This window comes from Kangiella spongicola (assembly GCF_003194565.2).
Classification (GTDB): domain Bacteria; phylum Pseudomonadota; class Gammaproteobacteria; order Enterobacterales; family Kangiellaceae; genus Kangiella; species Kangiella spongicola.
The window spans coordinates 162,695-180,492 of sequence record NZ_QICH01000001.1 but is presented as its reverse complement, the minus strand read 5'-3'; the positions used below and the strand labels follow the sequence as shown (position 1 = coordinate 180,492).

Sequence of the window (17,798 nt, the reverse complement as noted above, 5' to 3'; positions counted from 1 at the left end):
AGTCATAGAGATTTTAATTAATGTCATCCTGTTGGCGTTTTTAGCGATTACTGCTCTGTCCCTAGCGTTTGCTAAGGACTTGTTCGCCTCAGTGATGTTCACGGGGATTTACAGTTTATTATCAGCAGCTTTCTTTGTATTGATGGACGCAGTCGATGTAGCCTTTACTGAGGCGGCAGTTGGTGCGGGTATTTCTACCATCCTTATGCTAACCACTATCACCATGACTGGGCGCTATGAAAATGAGAAACGATACCATCCTAAAATAGCGCTAATCGTGGTAGTAATAACTGGCATCATGCTTATTTTTGGCACAGTGGATATGCCAGCTTTTGGTGCTGATACCGCTCCTGCGCAAGTTCATGTGGCGCCTTATTACATCATGCAGTCTGGCGAAGATATCGATATTCCGAATATCGTGACTTCGGTTTTGGCCAGTTATCGTGGCTTCGATACTTTTGGTGAAGTTGTGGTGGTCTTTACGGCACTCATTGGTGTGCTTGGTTTGCTCGAGTTTTCGCGTAAGGGCAGCGAGCTTGGTAATCGACCGGCACCTATGTTCCAGCACAAGGTTTTGCGAATTGTTAGTAAGATTCTTATTCCGGCCATCATGCTGTTTGCTTTATACGTCCAGTTCCATGGCGAATACAGCCCTGGAGGTGGTTTCCAAGCAGGCGTAATCTTTGCATCGAGTATTATTTTATACGCCATGTTGTTCGGCGTAGAGCAAGCGCGCAAAGCGGTGTCGATGCCGGTGACTAAAATCTTGGCGGCGTTAGGCGTGTTAATTTACGGCTCGGTTGGTGTCGTGAGCATGTTAAACGGCGGTAACTTCTTGAATTATAGTGTGCTTGCGGAAAACGATATTACTGGGCAACACGTTGGAATTATTATTATCGAGCTCGGCGTTGGGATTACCGTAGCCACCGCCATGATTCTAATCTTTTTAACCTTTGCACGACGCATTGGCAAAAATAGTGAGGAGACCGCATGAGCTTCTTAGAACAGTACAATTACTGGGTTGTGATTTTTCTAATGATGAGTGGTTTTTATATTGTTATTGCTCACGGCAACTTGGTTAAAAAACTAATGGGGCTAACAATTTTCCAAACGTCTGTCTTCATTCTTTATATCAGTATCAGTAAGGTCATAGGCGGAACGGCGCCAATCCTTGATGATAAATACAATGTTTATAGTAACCCTCTGCCACACGTGTTAATTCTTACGGCGATTGTTGTTGGCGTTGCCACTACTGCGTTAGGTCTAGCCCTGGCGGTTAGAATTAAAGAAGCGTACGGCACCATCGAAGAAGACGCGATTCAAGAAAAAGACTTACAGCAAGAGGGTTCTACAGAGTGATTCAACATTTACCGATACTGCAAGTCATCATTCCGTTACTTGCAGCGCCTATCTGCTTTATTCTAAAAGAAGCCCGACTGGTTCGCTGGTTTGTCTTAATCGCAAACGTTATGGCTTTTGTGGTCAGCATTATGCTTCTGCAACAGGTCAATCTTCATGGCACCCTGGTTTATTCGCTAGGTGGCTGGGAAGCACCAATTGGTATCGAATACCGCGTCGATGAACTGAACGCCTATTTGATGATCTTAGTCACATCCATCAGCACCATCACCATTATGGCGGCTGGCTCCAGCCTAACCAAAGAGATGGCGGAGTCGAAGCAGACCTATTTTTACATTGCATACTTGCTGTGTTTAACCGGTCTACTGGGTATTTTAGCGACTGGCGACGCGTTCAATGTGTTCGTTTTCCTTGAGATTTCGTCACTTGCATCCTACACCATGATTGCGATGGGTAATGATCGCCGTTCTTTGTGGGCTTCATATCAATACCTCATCATGGGTACCATCGGTGCGACCTTTATTCTGATTGGTATTGGTCTGATGTACATGATGACCGGCACCTTGAACATGAATGATTTAGCCGAGCGTTTGCCTGAGGTTGAACAAACTAAAACGGTTTTTACTGCTTTCGCTTTCTTCTTAGTAGGTGTTTGTTTAAAGCTAGCATTGTTCCCGTTACACCTGTGGCTACCAAACGCTTATGCTTACGCGCCTTCGATTGCTACAGTCTTCTTAGCGGCAACCTCAACTAAAGTCGCGATTTATGTGCTCCTGCGCTTTATCTTCTCGGTGTTTGGCTTCGAATTCTCTTTCACTCATATGCCGCTGACCGAGATTCTGGTGAGCTTAGGTTTAGTGGGGGTTATTGCCGCATCGGTGGTGGCAATTTACCAAACCAATATCAAGCGACTTTTCGCTTACTCGAGTGTGAGCCAAATTGGTTACATGATCTTAGGGATCGGTATCGGTACCAAAACGGGCTTAACCGCGACCATGCTACATCTGTTTAACCATGCCTTGATGAAAAGTGCCATCTTCTTAGCCTTAGCGGGTTTGGTCTATCGTGTTGGTAGCGTCAACATCAAAGCGTTCGCAGGACTTGGTAAGCAAATGCCTTGGACCATGGCGGCTATTGTGGTTGGCGGGCTGAGCTTAATCGGTATGCCGCTGACAGTAGGCTTTATTAGCAAGTGGTACTTAATTTTAGCGTTATTAGAAAGCAACTGGTGGCCAGTTGCGGTACTCGTGCTTATTGGCTCCTTGTTGGCGATTGCTTATATCTGGCGCTTGGTCGAAGTGGCGTACTTCAAGCCAGCGCTACAAAACAATCAGTCGTATAAAGAAGCGCCGTTAGCGATTCTAATTCCTGCTTGGATTTTCGTGATAGCAAACATTTACTTCGGTATTGATACCAGCTTCACCGTTGGTTTGTCGGAAAGAACTGCTGAGCTGTTGTTCGGAGTCGCGAAATGAGCAATGAGATAAGTAACCAGCTTAGTAATGAGATAGCCAATCAAATGATGACTCAAGAAGCATTAATGCAGTGGATCATTCTTTTGCCATTATTGGCGATCCCAGGCATTTTACTGTTCCATAAAAAACAAAACCTGCGTGAAGCGGCAACCTTAATCGTCGGTACAATATTATTGTTCGCTGTAGTAGCCTTTTATCAGGGCTTTGATGCAGGGCAGGGCGCTTACGTTCACTGGTGGGAATTGCTCCCAGGATTAAACATCGCCTTCCGCGCGGAGCCTTTAGGTGTGCTATTCAGTCTTGTGGCAGGCTCCCTATGGTTAGTCACTTCGATTTATTCCATAGGCTATATGCGTGGTCATGGTGAAGGCAACCAAACGCGGTTCTACTGTTTCTTTGCCGTAGCCATTACCGGTGTCATGGGCTTAGCGTTTGCCGATAACTTGTTCACCTTATTCGTGTTTTATGAAATCTTAACGTTATCGACCTATCCGCTCGTGACCCACGCTGGCACCGATAAAGCGCGTCATGGTGGCCGAGTTTATTTGTCGATATTGTTGGTGACATCGATTCTATTCTTCCTGTTCGCCGTTATCGGCACTTGGGCAGAAACAGGGAATTTGACCTTTACCGCCGGTGGTGTGTTTGACAATAGCACCTCTAAAATGGTGGTAAGCGTTCTTTTAGCATTGTTCGTATTTGGTATTGGTAAAGCGGCCGTGATGCCGTTCCATCGCTGGTTACCTGCGGCCATGGTGGCGCCAACACCAGTAAGCGCCTTACTACACGCTGTTGCGGTAGTGAAAGCGGGTGTGTTCAGCATCATGAAAGTCTGTGTCTATATTTTTGGTATCGACTTACTGGCTGAACTGCCGATTACAGATTGGCTGCTTTATATTGCTACGGCTGGCGTCTTATTAGCGTCACTGGTCGCTATGCGCCAAGACAACCTAAAAAAGCGTTTGGCTTATTCAACGGTTAGCCAACTCGGTTACATCACTATTGGCGCTTTATTAGCGACTCAATCTGGTGTTCTTGGTGGCTCGTTCCATATCGTTGCTCATGCCTTCGGTAAAATTACACTCTTCTTCTGTGCTGGCGCGATTATGGTGGCGGCGCATAAAACCGAGATTAGTGACATGCGAGGGCTGGGTAAAACCATGCCACTGACCATGATTGCGTTCTTTATCGGTAGCATGAGCATTATCGGTTTACCGCCTGCTGCAGGTATGTGGAGTAAGTGGTATTTATTGATGGGGACGTTAGAAGCAGAGCAAGTGGCAGTGATGATTGTCTTGATGATCAGCTCCTTGTTGAATATCGCTTACTTACTTCCTATTCCGCTGCGGGCTTTCTTCGATGGTAATCGAAGTGTTGTTTCGATTCGTCGTGATGAGATTAAAGAAGCGCCGTGGCCCAGTTTATTAGCATTGAGTATTACTGCGATTATGACCATAGTTTTCTTTTTCTGGCCGCAACCTTTCTACGGCTTAGCAGAGTCACTTGCAAATATTGCGGGAGGTGCGCATGGCTAAGCAAGAGCAGGACAAACAATATTTGTTTGATAATCCTAAAAACGTAAAGCGCTTGTTGTATATCGTGTATGCGATCTGCCTGATATTGGTGCTGTTGGAATTTGTGATTAACCGACACGTTTATCATTCGTGGGAAAGCATTTTTGCGTTTTACCCGATTTATGGCTTCGTTGGCTGTGTGGTATTGGTTTTTGTCGCTAAATGGATGCGGATATTCTTGATGCGTGATGAAGATTATTACGACAAGTTGGAGAAAAAACAGCACCCAGCGCCAACTAAAAAAGAGTCGGCGGACATAGTGAGTGACGAAGCAGAGCAAGCGCAAGGAGGCAACAATGTGGATGCCTGAGATGCCAGCTTTCGCACCATTTTTCATCGGCGCCTTGATTGCTTTATTTACTCAAGGCAAAGTGCGCCAAGCGATATTGCTGATTACGCCAGTTTTAAGTGGTTTGCACTTATTGACTGTGCCAGTAGGGACAATGCTCAGCTTTGATTTCATGGGCTTCCAGCTGGAAGTGTTTGAGGTTGATAAGTTAAGTCTACTGTTCGGCTATATTTTCCACATAGCAGCCTTTATCTGCATGCTGTTTGCGCTGCACGTTAAAGACACGCTACAGCAAATTAGCGGTTTGCTATATGCCGGTAGTGCTGTTGGTGCTGTTTTCGCGGGCGATTTGATTACCTTATTTGTGTTCTGGGAACTTCTAGCGGTCACCTCGGTTTTCTTAATCTGGGCGACACGGACCGAACGTTCTTACTTAGCAGGTTTACGTTACCTTATTATTCAGGTCTTATCGGGCGTGGTATTGTTGGTGGGGATTATTTTCTATGCCCATGAGCATAACACCATTGATTTCGCCAAAATTGGTTTAAGCGACACAGCTAGCTGGCTAATCTTTATTGCCTTCGGCGTTAAGTGCGCTTTCCCGATGCTGCATAACTGGGTTACTGATGCGTATCCAGAAGCGACGCCAACGGGTACTGTATTCTTGAGCGCCTTTACCACTAAGGTTGCTGTTTACGCACTGGCTCGTGCTTATCCTGGCACTGAACTCTTGGTCTATATTGGCGTTACCATGGCCTGTTTCCCTATTTTCTTCGCGGTGATAGAAAACGATCTACGTCGGGTGCTTTCCTACAGCATGATTAACCAGATTGGTTTCATGGTGGTGGGGATCGGGATTGGTACTACCTTAGCGATTAATGGTGCCGTGTCTCACGCCTTTAACGATATTCTGTTTAAGGGCCTGCTTTTCATGTCGATGGGTGCTGTGTTGCACATGACAGGGAAAATAGACGGCTCACGGCTCGGTGGCTTATACAAATCGATGCCAAAAACCGCCATTCTCTGTATGGTCGGTGCCGCCTCGATTTCAGCGTTCCCGCTGTTTAGTGGTTTTGTCAGTAAATCGATGGTGATGACGGCAGCGATTAATAATGGCTATGGCTGGGCATGGTTGCTACTGTTATTCTCAGCGGCTGGTGTATTCCACCATGCGGGTATTAAGATTCCGTACTTTGCTTTCTTTGCGCATGACTCAGGCATTAGAACCACTGAGCCACCGAAGAACATGTTGCTGGCGATGACAATTTCGGCAGTCTTGTGTATTGCGATTGGTGTCTATCCGCAGGCGCTATACAGCTTATTGCCATACGACACTGGCTATAACCCGTACGATGCGACTCACGTATTAACACAAACACAGCTACTGTTCTTCTCGGCATTAGCGTTTGTGTGGTTAAATTTGAAGAAGATGTACCCGCCAGAGTTACCGTCTGTGAACTTGGATATTGACTGGCTATACCGTCGATTATTCCCTGCGATTTTGACGCCATTCTTCAACACTTTCTGGGCCGTTGATAGAGCGATTCGTAAAAGCTTTATGCGAGGTCTAAATGGCATGTTAGGGATGATTTCGCGCCACGAGCCAGACGGTATTCTATCGCGTACACAACTATCAGGTAGTATGGTTATTTGGGTCAGTATTTTACTGGCGGTCTTTTTGATACTGAGTTTTTGGTAGTTTATCGATTCTTATTTAAAGCCGGCCATCGCCGGCTTTTTATATGATATAACTCATAAGTTTCTACCAACACCATAGGTTTCTAATAAGCGATTTTTAATCTTACAACTGCTAGGAATCAAGGTTTATCTTTATAAGGATTTAGGGTATTTTACTGCGATTGCTTGAAAAAATTGAAAGAACAAAAATCACTTGTGGTAACAAAGACCTCTTAAAAATAGTTACAACTAATTCACTGCGACTGGAAATGATTAAGACTATATGCTAAAACCGAGGTCAGAGTTGACCTCTTACCAGTTGTTTAACATTATTATCATGAAATTAAGCGGGGATAGCTGATGGCTTCTACAGCTAAAGCATTAACGCCAGCGGCATTCGCTGAGCAGTATATCGTTGAGTCTATCTGGAACGGCAAGTTTCCAGCTGGGACTATATTACCAGCAGAGCGTGAACTGGCCGAAATTATCGGTGTTACCAGAACAACTTTGCGTGAAGTGCTACAGCGTTTGGCTCGAGATGGCTGGCTAACTATCCAGCATGGTAAGCCAACTAAAGTGAATGATATCTGGCACTCAGCAACCCTCAACGTGCTCGATACTCTAGTGACACTAGATGATGCAGGTTCTATGACTTTGGCGGATAACTTGCTTCGTGCTCGAACGTCGATTTTGAGCATCTTTATGCGTGATGCTGTTAAGAACGAACCGGAGATGTTGCTCGAAGTCTTATCTGGGCTTGAGAAGTTGCCAAATACTGCCGAAGCTTATATTGACTTTGATTGGCACTTTCACCATTCGGCAACGCGTGCCTCAGGCAATCCAATTTATACCTTATTACTAAATGGCTTTGAGTCTGTGTATTACAAAATCGGCCGTTTTTATTTTGGATGGGAACAAACTCGTCGTTTGGCCCACAATTACTACCGGAAGCTTGAGTCTGCTATTAAAGCGAAAGACGGTGATCTCGTAATTAAGATATTATGGGATTATGGTCACGAAAGCGGTGAGTTGTGGCAAAAAGCTAAAGGTGAAATGACCTCTTTTAGTGAGATTGGGTAGGACTGCTCTGAAGTAAGATTTGCTATAAGCAATTGAAACAATAGCTCTATCTGGTAAGTCCACTTGCCAATTGGGTGTTTAACAGAGTAGGATTAGATTAATTTTTTTATATAAACATAACTATCGGTTAAAAAACCGTAATTAAAACGTTTCACGAGAACGGGAGTTAGAGATGAAAAAATCTTTTTACGGAGTCGCGCTGATCAGCAGCCTTGTGCTGACTGCGTGTAGTGATGGGCCAGCGGAGCCAAAGATACCAGGTTCGGGTGATGGTAGTACAAAATTTATTGCTCCAGTATATGCTCCTGGAGATGGTGAGATTCCAGTTCCAAATGATTTGCTATTCAGTGGCTCAGCCGATCTAACTCTTAATATTCCTACTTCTGATCCGACTGACATGTCAGATCCACAAAACGCTATTAGCGGTTTGGACGGATGGTCAACACACGCACCATTCAACATCGAGTTCCGTGGTGCTATCGATGCTAGTTCGATTGTTCCAGGACAAACGGTACGAGTATTTAAAGTATCGACAGCTCGTGGCGAAGTGGCTCCTGGCATTCCTGGCCCAACAGGTCCTGTGACCGCAGTTGAGGCTGAGTTAGCCGCTGGTACCGAGTTTGTTGCAGTGCCTAATGGCCCAGCTGCTATCGGTATCGTGCCATTAGTACCATTCGATGCTCAGGCAAGCTATATGGTTGTTGTGACCAATGGTATTACCGACGTAAACGGTAATGGTGTTATTGCCGATACTCAATTTGCCGTTGCAAAATCTCCAGACCCAATTCCAGAAGGTTCGGCAACCTCTGCACTAGAGCCTGTTCGTCAGCTAGTAAACGCTATGCTTGGTGCTGCTGAAGGCGCTGGCGTGGTTCGCGATGATGTGGTACTAGCGTATCAATTTACGGTTCAGTCAGTAGCTGACTCGTTGGTTGCTTCTCAAGGTTTTTACGTCGACAGCAACTCGCCGTTTAGTACTGCCGGTGCATCAAGCTTCTCAAGCTTAATGACTGATACAACGCCGTTTACCGGAATCGGTGCTGCTAATCTTTATAAGGGAGAATTCTCACTTCCTTACTTGTTGACAGCGCCATCAATGGAAAGCCCGACAGCACCGTTAGATAAGCAGTGGGTTGGAGCTGATATGATTCCTGATGGCCAAGGTGGCATGATGGCTAACCCGTTTGCAGGTGGCAATATTACTTATGCTAACCCGTTAGCTAAGAAAAGCGCAGATGAAACAGTACCTTTATTAGTCTCGCTACCAAAAAATCCTCAGTGTCCAAAGCCATATCCTGTGATGATTTTCCAACATGGTATTACGAGCGATCGTACTGCTATGTTAGGTATTGCTGACACAATGGCGAGCGCATGTACGGCAGTTGTTTCAATGGACTTGCCATTACACGGTATCGCTGCTGATAACCAAGTTCACCTAGGCTTACAACAAGCAAGTGGTGGGCTGATTGGTATCTTTGCCGGATATAACGCGGGCGCGGCTCGTGAGCGTACTTTCGGCGTAGACTATGTTGATAACGACACATCAGCACCTGGTCCAGACGGTATTGCAGACAGCTCAGGCGCACACTTCATCAACTTACAAAACCTTCTGGTATCGCGTGATAACGTGCGTCAGGGTGTTTTAGATTTGTTAGCGCTCGAGAATGAAATTCCAAATATGGACGTCGATGGCGATACAGTTCCTGATTTTGATGGCGACAATATTAGCTTTATGGGTCACTCATTAGGCGGTATCGTTGGCTCTGACTACATGGCGCTATCTGCAAACGTTAAGCAAGGTGTTCTAGCGACAACTTCTGGAAGCATCGCACAGCTACTGAATGGCTCGCCAACCTTTGGTCCTGTGATCCGAGCTGGTTTATCAGCCTCTACAGGTATTCCAGAAAGCGACCCAGCGTTTGCTTCAGAAGTGTTAGCTCCGTTCATGTTTGCGGCGCAAACAGTCGTTGATTCAGCAGACCCTGTGAATTACGCGAAAATAGCGGTTGCGCAAAACAAACCAACGCTAGGCATCCAAATTCAAGGTGACACAGTCGTTACTAACCAAGTTGATGGTGCGCCATTAGCCGGTAACACCCCACATGCGGCATTGTATGGCTTGCCAGTGGTAACTGAAACGACTCAAGGAAGCTCTCGTGGTTCGATTAAAGTATCAACAGGTACTCACGCGACGCCGTTAACGCCAGCTGGCCCAGATAGCTCAACCCAGTTCTTGGATCAAACAACCTTGATTCAAAACGCTATCGCCAAGTTTATCGCTTCAGGTGGTGTATTGATTGAAATTACTGATCCTTCGCTGATTGAGGAATAAGCAGAGTTTGAACAGTAATTAACAATCCATTAGGATGAAAGCCCTCAGTTTTGAGGGCTTTTTTTATGGATCTAGGTTTTGTTTCTGGCGTTAGGTCAAATAGTGATCCAATTTAGGGTGATTTGCAGTAGAATCATCGTTCACACGTCAACCAGTCGAGTCATGAAACTTTGTTGGTTATTGAGATAAGGGCATTATGTTAGAGTTTTTTGCTGAATACGGTTTATTTTTATTAAAGACCGCAACCATTGTTATCGGCATTATTGTTGTGCTTGCGATGATCATAAACGCAAGTCACAGACAGCAAGCTGTCCCAAGAGGGGATATTAAGGTGACAAACCTTGGCGAGACGATTAAAGATCGCAGCCAGGCGATTAAAAATGAAGTCTTGTCAAAACACGAGTACAAGCATGCTCTAAAACAAGAAAAAGAGCAGGAAAAAGCCAAAGATAAAGAAGAAAAACAAAAGCTTAAAGCATTAAAGAAAAGTGACAAGTCGAGCGCTGAAGAGTCGAGTGATGAGCAGGATGCAAAGCCTAGAGTCTATGTTATTGATTTTGATGGCGATATTGAGGCTAGCGAAGTGGAGTCCATGCGAGAAGAAATCACCACGATTCTCGACGCCGCAAATAAAGGTGACGAAGTCATGGTTCGCCTTAAAAGCCCTGGTGGTATGGTGCATTCCTACGGCTTAGCCGCTTCGCAACTACAGCGAATCCGTGACGCCGGATATAAGCTCACTATTGTGGTCGACGAAGTTGCAGCTAGTGGCGGCTATATGATGGCCTGCGTGGCGGATACTATCACCGCTGCTCCGTTTGCCGTTATTGGCTCGATTGGTGTGGTCGCTGAATTACCAAACTTCCACCGCTTATTGAAAAAGGCTAATGTTGACTATGAGCAGCACACAGCCGGCGATTATAAGCGTACTTTGACGATGTTTGGTGAGAACACCTCGCATGGTCGTGATAAATTTAAAGAAGACTTAGAAGATACGCATCAGCTGTTTAAGTCGTTTATCAATCAAAACCGTCCTGAGCTGGATTTAGAAAAAGTAGCAACGGGCGAGCACTGGTATGGCACTAAAGCCAAAGAGCTCGGCCTGGTCGATGAGCTAGGTACTAGTGATGATTGGATTATGAAGGCGCTTAAAGATAAAGATGTCTATGCGATTAAATTCAGCATTAAGAAGCCTATTAGCGAGCGTTTATCAATCAGCTTGAGCCGTGGCGCAGAAAAACTATTAACCCGCTTAGTTCACCGCTCATCACGACAAGATTTGTTTAAGTAATATTGGAGGCCACTTCGTGGACTTTGAGTTCTGGAATAATTGCTGGGTAAAGCCTACCCAGCCGTTTCATTTAACAAAGCCTCATCACTTTCTAACCGAATATTTCGATCAATACTTCGCCGACAAAGAGCGAGTATTATTGCCTTTGTGTGGTAAAACCCAAGATTTAAACTTTCTCGCCCAAAACGGCATAAATGTTATAGGCGTTGAGTTTAATCCGCGTGCTGTAGAGTCTTTTTTCGCAGACAGCAAGTTAACCCCTGAAGTGACCTCTTTCGATAACAAAACCCGATATCAAACCTCTAGTATTGAAGTTTGGATGGCTGACTTTTTTAATATTAATCAAGATGATATCGGCCATTTCCAAGCAATCTTTGACCGTGCAGCCCTAGTCGCATTACCGCCAAAAATGAGACCTGACTACGCCAAGCACCTCATAAGCTTTTTGGCGCCACAGGGGCGCTTGTTGCTGGTCACTATGGACTACGATGCTGAGCAAATGTCGGGCCCTCCTTTTTATATCGATAAGGCCGAAATAGAAGAGCTATTTCCAAATACTGAGATCAAGCAATTGGCTCGAACTAGCATAATCCAGTCTCACCCCAGATGGCGTGAGCTAGAGCTAAGTAGGCTTGATGAAGTCTTATATGAAATTCAATTAAAAACAGTGTGATGGTGTATGTCTGAACAAAGTAAAAACGTAAAACCTTATGGTCAGTGGGACTCGTATATTAGCGCCGAGCAATTAGCCAGTAAATCAACGCGACTGGGACAAATTCAAGCGACCAGCAATGCCTTGTATTGGCTTGAAGGGCGACCTGAAGAGCAGGGCAGAGGCGTAATCGTGCGTTACGCAGACGGTAAGCGCGAAGACATCACGCCTAAACCGTATAATGTAAGAACTCGAGTGCATGAATATGGTGGTGGTGACTTTTGGCTGAACGAGCAGTATTTGTTGTTTGTGGATGACGAAGAACAGCGCCTATATCGCCAAGACTTAACGACTCTAGAGATTGAAGCGTTAACACCAAAGCCGCCGGCGAAAAGAAGTTGGCGCTATAACGATGGTTGTATTGACCCGAGATCAGAGTTTACGGTGTGTGTGCGTGAGCGACATGAAGAAAGCGAAGTCATTAATGAGTTGGTTAAGGTGCCGCTAGATGGAAGTCAAAACATCGAAATCGTCGCTGAAGGTTATGACTTTTACTCCAACCCGCGCATTAGCCCAAATGGACAGCGCTTGAGCTGGTTATGCTGGAATCATCCTAATATGCCGTGGGACGAAACCGAGGTTTGGACTGCGGGTATTATCGATGGCGATATTAAAAATGCTGAAGCGGTTGTGCAAAAGTCTGAAGTGTCGGCGTATCAGCCAGATTGGACGCATAACAACGAGTTAGTGTACGCCGCAGACTACGACGGTTGGTGGCATTTGTATGCGCTTGGCAGTGATAAGCCGCTGCATGAGCTTCAAGACATAGAATTCGCTTTACCACAGTGGGTGTTCGGTTGCCGCACATGGCAGGAATTAGATACGAATACCTTGATTACCATTGGCACCAAGCAGGGCACGCAAGCGCTGTACATCATTAATCGACAGCATGGCACTATCAGCACTCTTTGCGATGATTGGACTGCTTTTAGCGGGCAGATGGTGGTGACTTCGGCTCAAGATAAGGGCCAAGATGAGATCCACGTTTATTGTCTCGCCGCTAGTCCGACTCAGTCAGAGTCAGTAGTTAAGCTAACGTTAAATAGTGATTTTAACGTGACCAGTAAACAGATACTTTCTGAGCTTGATGACAATACCAACGAAAAGAACATTTCAGTAGCACAGCACGTCAGCTTCCCGACCTCAGGTGGTGATATTGCTCATGGCTTCTTTTATCCACCAGCAAATAGTCAGTTTACAGGCCCAGAAAATGAGCGCCCACCATTAATCGTCATGAGTCACGGCGGCCCAACGGCCATGGCGGATAGCGGTTTGGACTCTAAAGTTCAGTTTTGGACAAGTCGCGGCTTCGCAGTTGCAGACGTGAATTATCGTGGTAGCACCGGTTACGGGCGAGCTTATCGCGACAAACTAAAAGGGAAGTGGGGGCTAGTCGATGTGGATGACTGCATTGCTATGGGCAACTACCTTGCTGCCGAAGGGCTCGTTGATGGCGAGCGTATGGCGATTAGGGGCGGCTCTGCGGGTGGTTACACCACTTTGTGTGCGCTAACCTTCCATAATGCATTTAAAGCCGGTATGAGCCGCTATGGCGTTGCAGATCTCGTATCACTGTCACAAGATAGCCATAAATTCGAAATTCGCTATCTCGACAGTGTTATTGGCCCTTACCCAGAGCAGGCTGATATTTATCACGAACGTTCGCCAGTTAATCATACTGAGCAGCTATCTTGCCCAATTCTAATTCTGCAAGGGTTGGACGATAAGGTCGTGCCACCCAATCAAGCAGAGGCCATGGTTGAAGCTCTTAAAAGCAAAGGCTTACCGTACGAATACATTACTTTTGAAGGTGAAGGGCACGGCTTTAGAAAGCCTGAAACGATTATTAGAGCCTTTGAAGCTGAGCTTGAGTTTTATCGGAATTACTTATTGAACTAGGCTTATAGCTTTGCAGGAATTTTAGAAAAAAAGACACTCGATGATGAGTGTCTTTTTTAGTTGAGTCTCAGAAAAACTTGTTTATTAATCGTCGAAGTTACTTCTATTACTGGTGTCGTTGAAGGTGTCGATGTCGATTTCACCTTCAGATTTGGCGACGATTGTGGTGACAGCAGCATCACCGGTAATATTAACCGCAGTTCGCGTCATATCTAACAAGCGGTCGATACCTAAAATCATACCAATCGCTTCAACCGGTAAGTTTACCTGAGTCAGTACGCCCGCCAGTAGAATCAGGCCAACGCTTGGCACGCCAGCAGTTCCGATTGAGGCCAAGGTGGCTGTTAAGACTACGGTTAACAACTGCGCCATGCTTAAATCCACGCCGTATGCTTGTGCGATAAATAGCGTCGCGATACCTTGCATGATCGCTGTGCCATCCATGTTGATAGTAGCACCCAGTGGCAGCGTAAAAGAGAAAGTGTTTTTATGGATGCCAAGGTTACTTTCAGCGCAACGCATAGTCACTGGCAGTGTCGCATTGCTGCTCGAAGTACCGAATGCGGTAATCATTGCAGGCCACATGCCTTTAAAGAAGTTGATGGGGTTTAAACGTGCGAATATTGCGATTAATACGCTGTAAGTCAAAAGTGCGTGGAGTATTAAGCCTCCAATCACCAAGGCGAAATATCCGCCTAACCCTTCAGCCAAGTCGGAGAAGGGGAAAGTAGCAAAGGTTTTTGCAATCAAGAAGAAAACACCGTAAGGCGCGAACTTCATGACGATGTTAACCAGTTCCATAACAACCTTATTCGCATCCTCGAACCAATTGCCGATTCGCTTACCTTGTTCACCTGATAGGGTAATCGCTAGGCCAACTAAAATTGCAAAAACAATGATTTGCAGCATATTAGCTTTAACCATCGCTTCGAACGGGTTGGTTGGAACAATATTAATCAGAACATCCGTAAGTGGTGGTTTACTACTTGCATCAAAAGTGGCATCACCTACCGGCATGCCGATGCCTGGTTGGAAAATAGAAGCTAGAGTTAGCGCCAGAGTTAACGCAATAGCTGTAGTTAATAAATAAAGGCCAATAGATTTTAGGCTTAAACGTCCGAGCTTTGAAGGATCTGCTAAGGAACAAACGCCACATACTAATGACACAAGAACCAGTGGAACCATTAGCATTTTCAAGGCATTAATGAAGAGGCTACCACCAACATTGAAAAGGCCTTCTACGAAATAAGTATAAGCCCAGCTACCTTGTTGTATTGTCTGACACTCTGCCTTTGAAAGGTCGCTAGCACATTGATAGCCACCAAACTGCAAGAAAAGCACCCCCACTACGGCACCCACAAGCATAAAAATTAGGATTTTGACGCTTAAATTCATTGTTTTAATCTATTGTTTAAGAAGTAGTGAACTCTAAGTCATTGTGCCAAAAACTGCAAATTTAAGTCAGGGTATTCAGCTATGTCTCTCGCAGTATAAAGCAATGATTGTACCAATGTATTACTCAAAGGAAGTTTTCCAACCATAATAAATTGAATGAAATTTATTCTTGACGGGATACGATTACAGGTGTAATCTAAAACGCATGATTACATTTGTAATCGTTAAATAACTTAATTAACTGATATGAGTCGAGTATGACAATCAGAGTGAGTGAAGCAGAAAAAAGTGTGATGGACGTTCTGTGGCAGGAATCTCCATTATCAAGTGTTGAAGTGGTTGAAAAGCTACAATCGCAAGATTGGAGCGAGAAAACCGTTAAAACCTTTCTTAATCGTTTAGTAAAAAAAGGCGTTGTGTCGTTTCAAAAAGACGGCCGTCGCTATTTGTATTCTCCCGCCATAGAGCGTGATGAGTTCCTAGCTGATGAAAGTGAAGGGTTCTTAGATAAAGTTTTTAAAGGCAACATGAAAGAGTTGTTGGCTACCTTCGTGGAAAACAAACAATTATCCACGGACGAGTTGGATTATTTAAAAGGCTTGTTAAATGACTCTGAACGTGACCAGTCTACGAAGAACGTCAGGGACGAAAAGGTTATAAAGGAGCTGAAAGATGATTGATCTACAGTTCAATGGCTGGCTGGATACTTTCTGGAACTTTAACCTTGATCTCAGTGTTATTGTTTTAACCGTATTATTGGTTCGATTTTTCATCCGAAAAACCACAAAAAGTTATAACTCTTATTTGTTGTGGCTAGCGATCCCTGTGGGGTTTGTTTTAGCTAAAGTCATCGCTTCACTGGATTTCTCGAGCGTAGATTCGAGTTATATCGGCGAAGCGGTTAGTGCCATGATTATTAAGCCCGTGGAAACCTTACAGAATTACTGGTGGCTAGGAGCTATATGGCTGACGGGCACCACATTACTATTGCTGAGATTGATTATTCAGCATATCGAGTTACGAAAAGATTTGAAAAAAATTGAGCGACCCTTGTCAGAGCTCGCTGGTGCGGAGTTGTTTGAGGCGCGTCGATACCAGGTGGTTGCTGTCACTAGCAAAGAGATGTCGCCCGCTGTATATGGCTTTATAAAGCCTAAGATCTACTTCCCGACCCACGTTGCCAAGCAACTTACTGTGCAACAGATGCAACTTATTATCGAGCATGAAGAGCAGCATATTAAACAAAAGCATCTGTGGTTAAATTTACTGTGGGATATCTTAGTCTGTATTGGATGGTTTAACCCGCTTATCTATATTGCTCGAAAAAATTTCCGCCATGATCAGGAGTTGTTCTGTGATTATCTGGTGCTCAATAAAACCAGTCAATCGAGAACTAAAGATTATGGTCATGCTTTGCTTTCAACAGTTTCTGCCACTCATTCTGTAAGTCTGCTTTGCTCTTGGAAGGTTTTTAACCAACTTGAGGAACGTATTATGAATATTACTAAACCCATTAATCGCAAAGGTAAGGCTGCGTTAACGTTAGGCGCGGGTCTCGTGCTGAGTTGTTGCGCGGTTTATGCTGCTAACAAAGAGGTTCACGAAAAAACTGTCATCAAGAATGAAGAAGTCATGCTCGAGCTGATTGATGAGGATGGTGTTACTTATATTCAAGAAAACGATAAATACTATATTGAGAAAAATGGAGATCGCCGTGAAATGACCGCGGCTGAACGCGCTGCTTTTGAACGTAAGCATGAAGCCACCATGAAAGAGCTTGAGCTTTCTGAGCAAGAGTTGATCATGATAGAGAAAGAAATCGAGAGTGCTCAAGAAGAGCTCGAACTCCATACCGAAGAGATTGAGTTAGCGCACAAAGAAATGGAGCATGCGCATGAAGCAATTGCTGAAGCTGAGCGTGAAATCGAACTGGAGTTTAAAAACGGTGAGCTAAGCGAAGAGCAACTAAAACATGTTCGCAAAAGCTTAGAGCAAGCTCGGAAGCAATTTGATGGTAAGAAGGTGAATATCAAAGTCGATATCGAAAAAGCGAAGCAAGGACTCGAAAAAGCTAAGGTTGAAATTCGCAAAAAGCGTTTGGCGATGAAGGATGGCTCTGACAATAAGCATGTCTATAAAGTTAAAAAGCTAAAACATGACGAGCATGTTGGCGCAGATGTTCATAGTAGCCACGTTATTAAGTTAGAAGACGATAGCGGTAAAGTTTATAGCAATGTAGACGGTGACTATAGTGTTGAAGAAAATGGCAAAAAGCGTGCCATGACAGCGGCGGAAAAAGCTTATTTTGATGAAAAAGTCGAAAGTATTCCGACGCCACCTCTACCACCTAAGCCTGCTAAGCCAGCTAAACCAGGAAAGAGCCCGAAAGCTCCTTCCTTGAGCCTTCTAGAGCAAACTCCTGCTAAATATCCACAGGCTGCCCTTGAGCAAGGTATCGAAGGTTATGTGGACTTATCATTCGATGTTAATGACCAAGGTAAGGCGACCAACATTCGTGTGGTCGAGGCCAGTAATAACGGTTTATTCAATAAAGATGCTATTGAGGCGGTTAAAAAGTGGACATTCGATGAAAAAGACTATGGTAAAACCGATATGGAATATAAGATGAAGTTTGCTTTAGATTCTAAAGATATTTCAGGATAAAGATCGCTCCACAAAAAAGCCCGCAGTTAAGCGGGCTTTTTATGCAAAGAG

Annotated in this window: 14 protein-coding genes; 13 read left to right on the top strand and 1 reads right to left on the bottom strand. The window is 44.7% G+C overall.

Annotated elements, in window-relative coordinates:
• The first annotated feature begins 4 nt into the window (after positions 1–4).
• The 11 genes from DL796_RS00705 (at position 5) to DL796_RS00655 (ending at position 13,688) form a co-directional block, all read left to right on the top strand.
• The gene (locus DL796_RS00705) at positions 5–994 is read left to right on the top strand and encodes a DUF4040 domain-containing protein (RefSeq protein WP_110199013.1); all 990 of its coding nucleotides are present in this window, start codon (positions 5–7) and stop codon (positions 992–994) included.
• Positions 991–1,359 carry a cation:proton antiporter subunit C gene (locus DL796_RS00700; RefSeq protein ID WP_110199011.1) on the top strand — a complete coding sequence of 123 codons (369 nt, stop codon included), beginning with the start codon at positions 991–993 and terminating at the stop codon, positions 1,357–1,359. Before DL796_RS00705 ends, DL796_RS00700 begins: the two co-directional genes overlap by 4 nt.
• Positions 1,356–2,834: a monovalent cation/H+ antiporter subunit D family protein gene (locus DL796_RS00695; protein WP_110199009.1), complete on the top strand. Its 1,479-nt coding sequence runs from the start codon at positions 1,356–1,358 to the stop codon at positions 2,832–2,834. The genes DL796_RS00700 and DL796_RS00695 overlap by 4 nt, the downstream gene beginning before the upstream one ends.
• Before the next feature lie 44 nt (positions 2,835–2,878).
• A complete protein-coding gene (locus DL796_RS00690) occupies positions 2,879–4,369 on the top strand; it encodes a monovalent cation/H+ antiporter subunit D family protein (protein ID WP_110200670.1) in 1,491 nt (496 codons plus the stop codon).
• Positions 4,362–4,718 carry a hypothetical protein gene (locus DL796_RS00685; protein WP_110199007.1) on the top strand — a complete coding sequence of 119 codons (357 nt, stop codon included), beginning with the start codon at positions 4,362–4,364 and terminating at the stop codon, positions 4,716–4,718. Before DL796_RS00690 ends, DL796_RS00685 begins: the two co-directional genes overlap by 8 nt.
• Complete coding sequence (locus DL796_RS00680; protein WP_110199005.1) at positions 4,705–6,396, top strand: Na(+)/H(+) antiporter subunit D; 1,692 nt, start codon at positions 4,705–4,707, stop codon at positions 6,394–6,396. Before DL796_RS00685 ends, DL796_RS00680 begins: the two co-directional genes overlap by 14 nt.
• A 338-nt stretch (positions 6,397–6,734) precedes the next feature.
• A complete protein-coding gene (fadR, locus tag DL796_RS00675) occupies positions 6,735–7,454 on the top strand; it encodes a fatty acid metabolism transcriptional regulator FadR (RefSeq protein ID WP_110199003.1) in 720 nt (239 codons plus the stop codon).
• A gap of 172 nt (positions 7,455–7,626) precedes the next feature.
• Positions 7,627–9,786 (top strand): hypothetical protein, encoded by a 2,160-nt coding sequence (locus DL796_RS00670; protein ID WP_110199001.1) that lies wholly within the window; start codon positions 7,627–7,629, stop codon positions 9,784–9,786.
• A 193-nt stretch (positions 9,787–9,979) separates the two neighbouring features.
• Positions 9,980–11,077: a protease SohB gene (sohB, locus tag DL796_RS00665; RefSeq protein WP_406946417.1), complete on the top strand. Its 1,098-nt coding sequence runs from the start codon at positions 9,980–9,982 to the stop codon at positions 11,075–11,077.
• A 16-nt stretch (positions 11,078–11,093) separates the two neighbouring features.
• Complete coding sequence (gene tmpT, locus DL796_RS00660) at positions 11,094–11,750, top strand: thiopurine S-methyltransferase (RefSeq protein ID WP_110198997.1); 657 nt, start codon at positions 11,094–11,096, stop codon at positions 11,748–11,750.
• Between the two features lie 6 nt (positions 11,751–11,756).
• Positions 11,757–13,688 (top strand): alpha/beta hydrolase family protein, encoded by a 1,932-nt coding sequence (locus DL796_RS00655; protein WP_110198995.1) that lies wholly within the window; start codon positions 11,757–11,759, stop codon positions 13,686–13,688.
• 84 nt (positions 13,689–13,772) lie between these two features.
• On the opposite strand, the gene DL796_RS00650 is transcribed toward DL796_RS00655, so the two are convergent.
• On the bottom strand, positions 13,773–15,083 hold the full coding sequence (locus DL796_RS00650) for a dicarboxylate/amino acid:cation symporter (RefSeq protein WP_110198993.1): 1,311 nt from the start codon (positions 15,081–15,083) through the stop codon (positions 13,773–13,775).
• A gap of 257 nt (positions 15,084–15,340) precedes the next feature.
• Here DL796_RS00650 and DL796_RS00645 point away from each other — a divergent pair, with 257 nt between their 5' ends.
• Both DL796_RS00645 and DL796_RS00640 read left to right on the top strand, forming a co-directional pair.
• Positions 15,341–15,763 carry a BlaI/MecI/CopY family transcriptional regulator gene (locus tag DL796_RS00645; protein WP_110198991.1) on the top strand — a complete coding sequence of 141 codons (423 nt, stop codon included), beginning with the start codon at positions 15,341–15,343 and terminating at the stop codon, positions 15,761–15,763.
• The gene (locus DL796_RS00640) at positions 15,756–17,747 is read left to right on the top strand and encodes a TonB family protein (RefSeq protein WP_110198989.1); all 1,992 of its coding nucleotides are present in this window, start codon (positions 15,756–15,758) and stop codon (positions 17,745–17,747) included. Before DL796_RS00645 ends, DL796_RS00640 begins: the two co-directional genes overlap by 8 nt.
• The last annotated feature ends 51 nt before the right edge of the window (positions 17,748–17,798 follow it).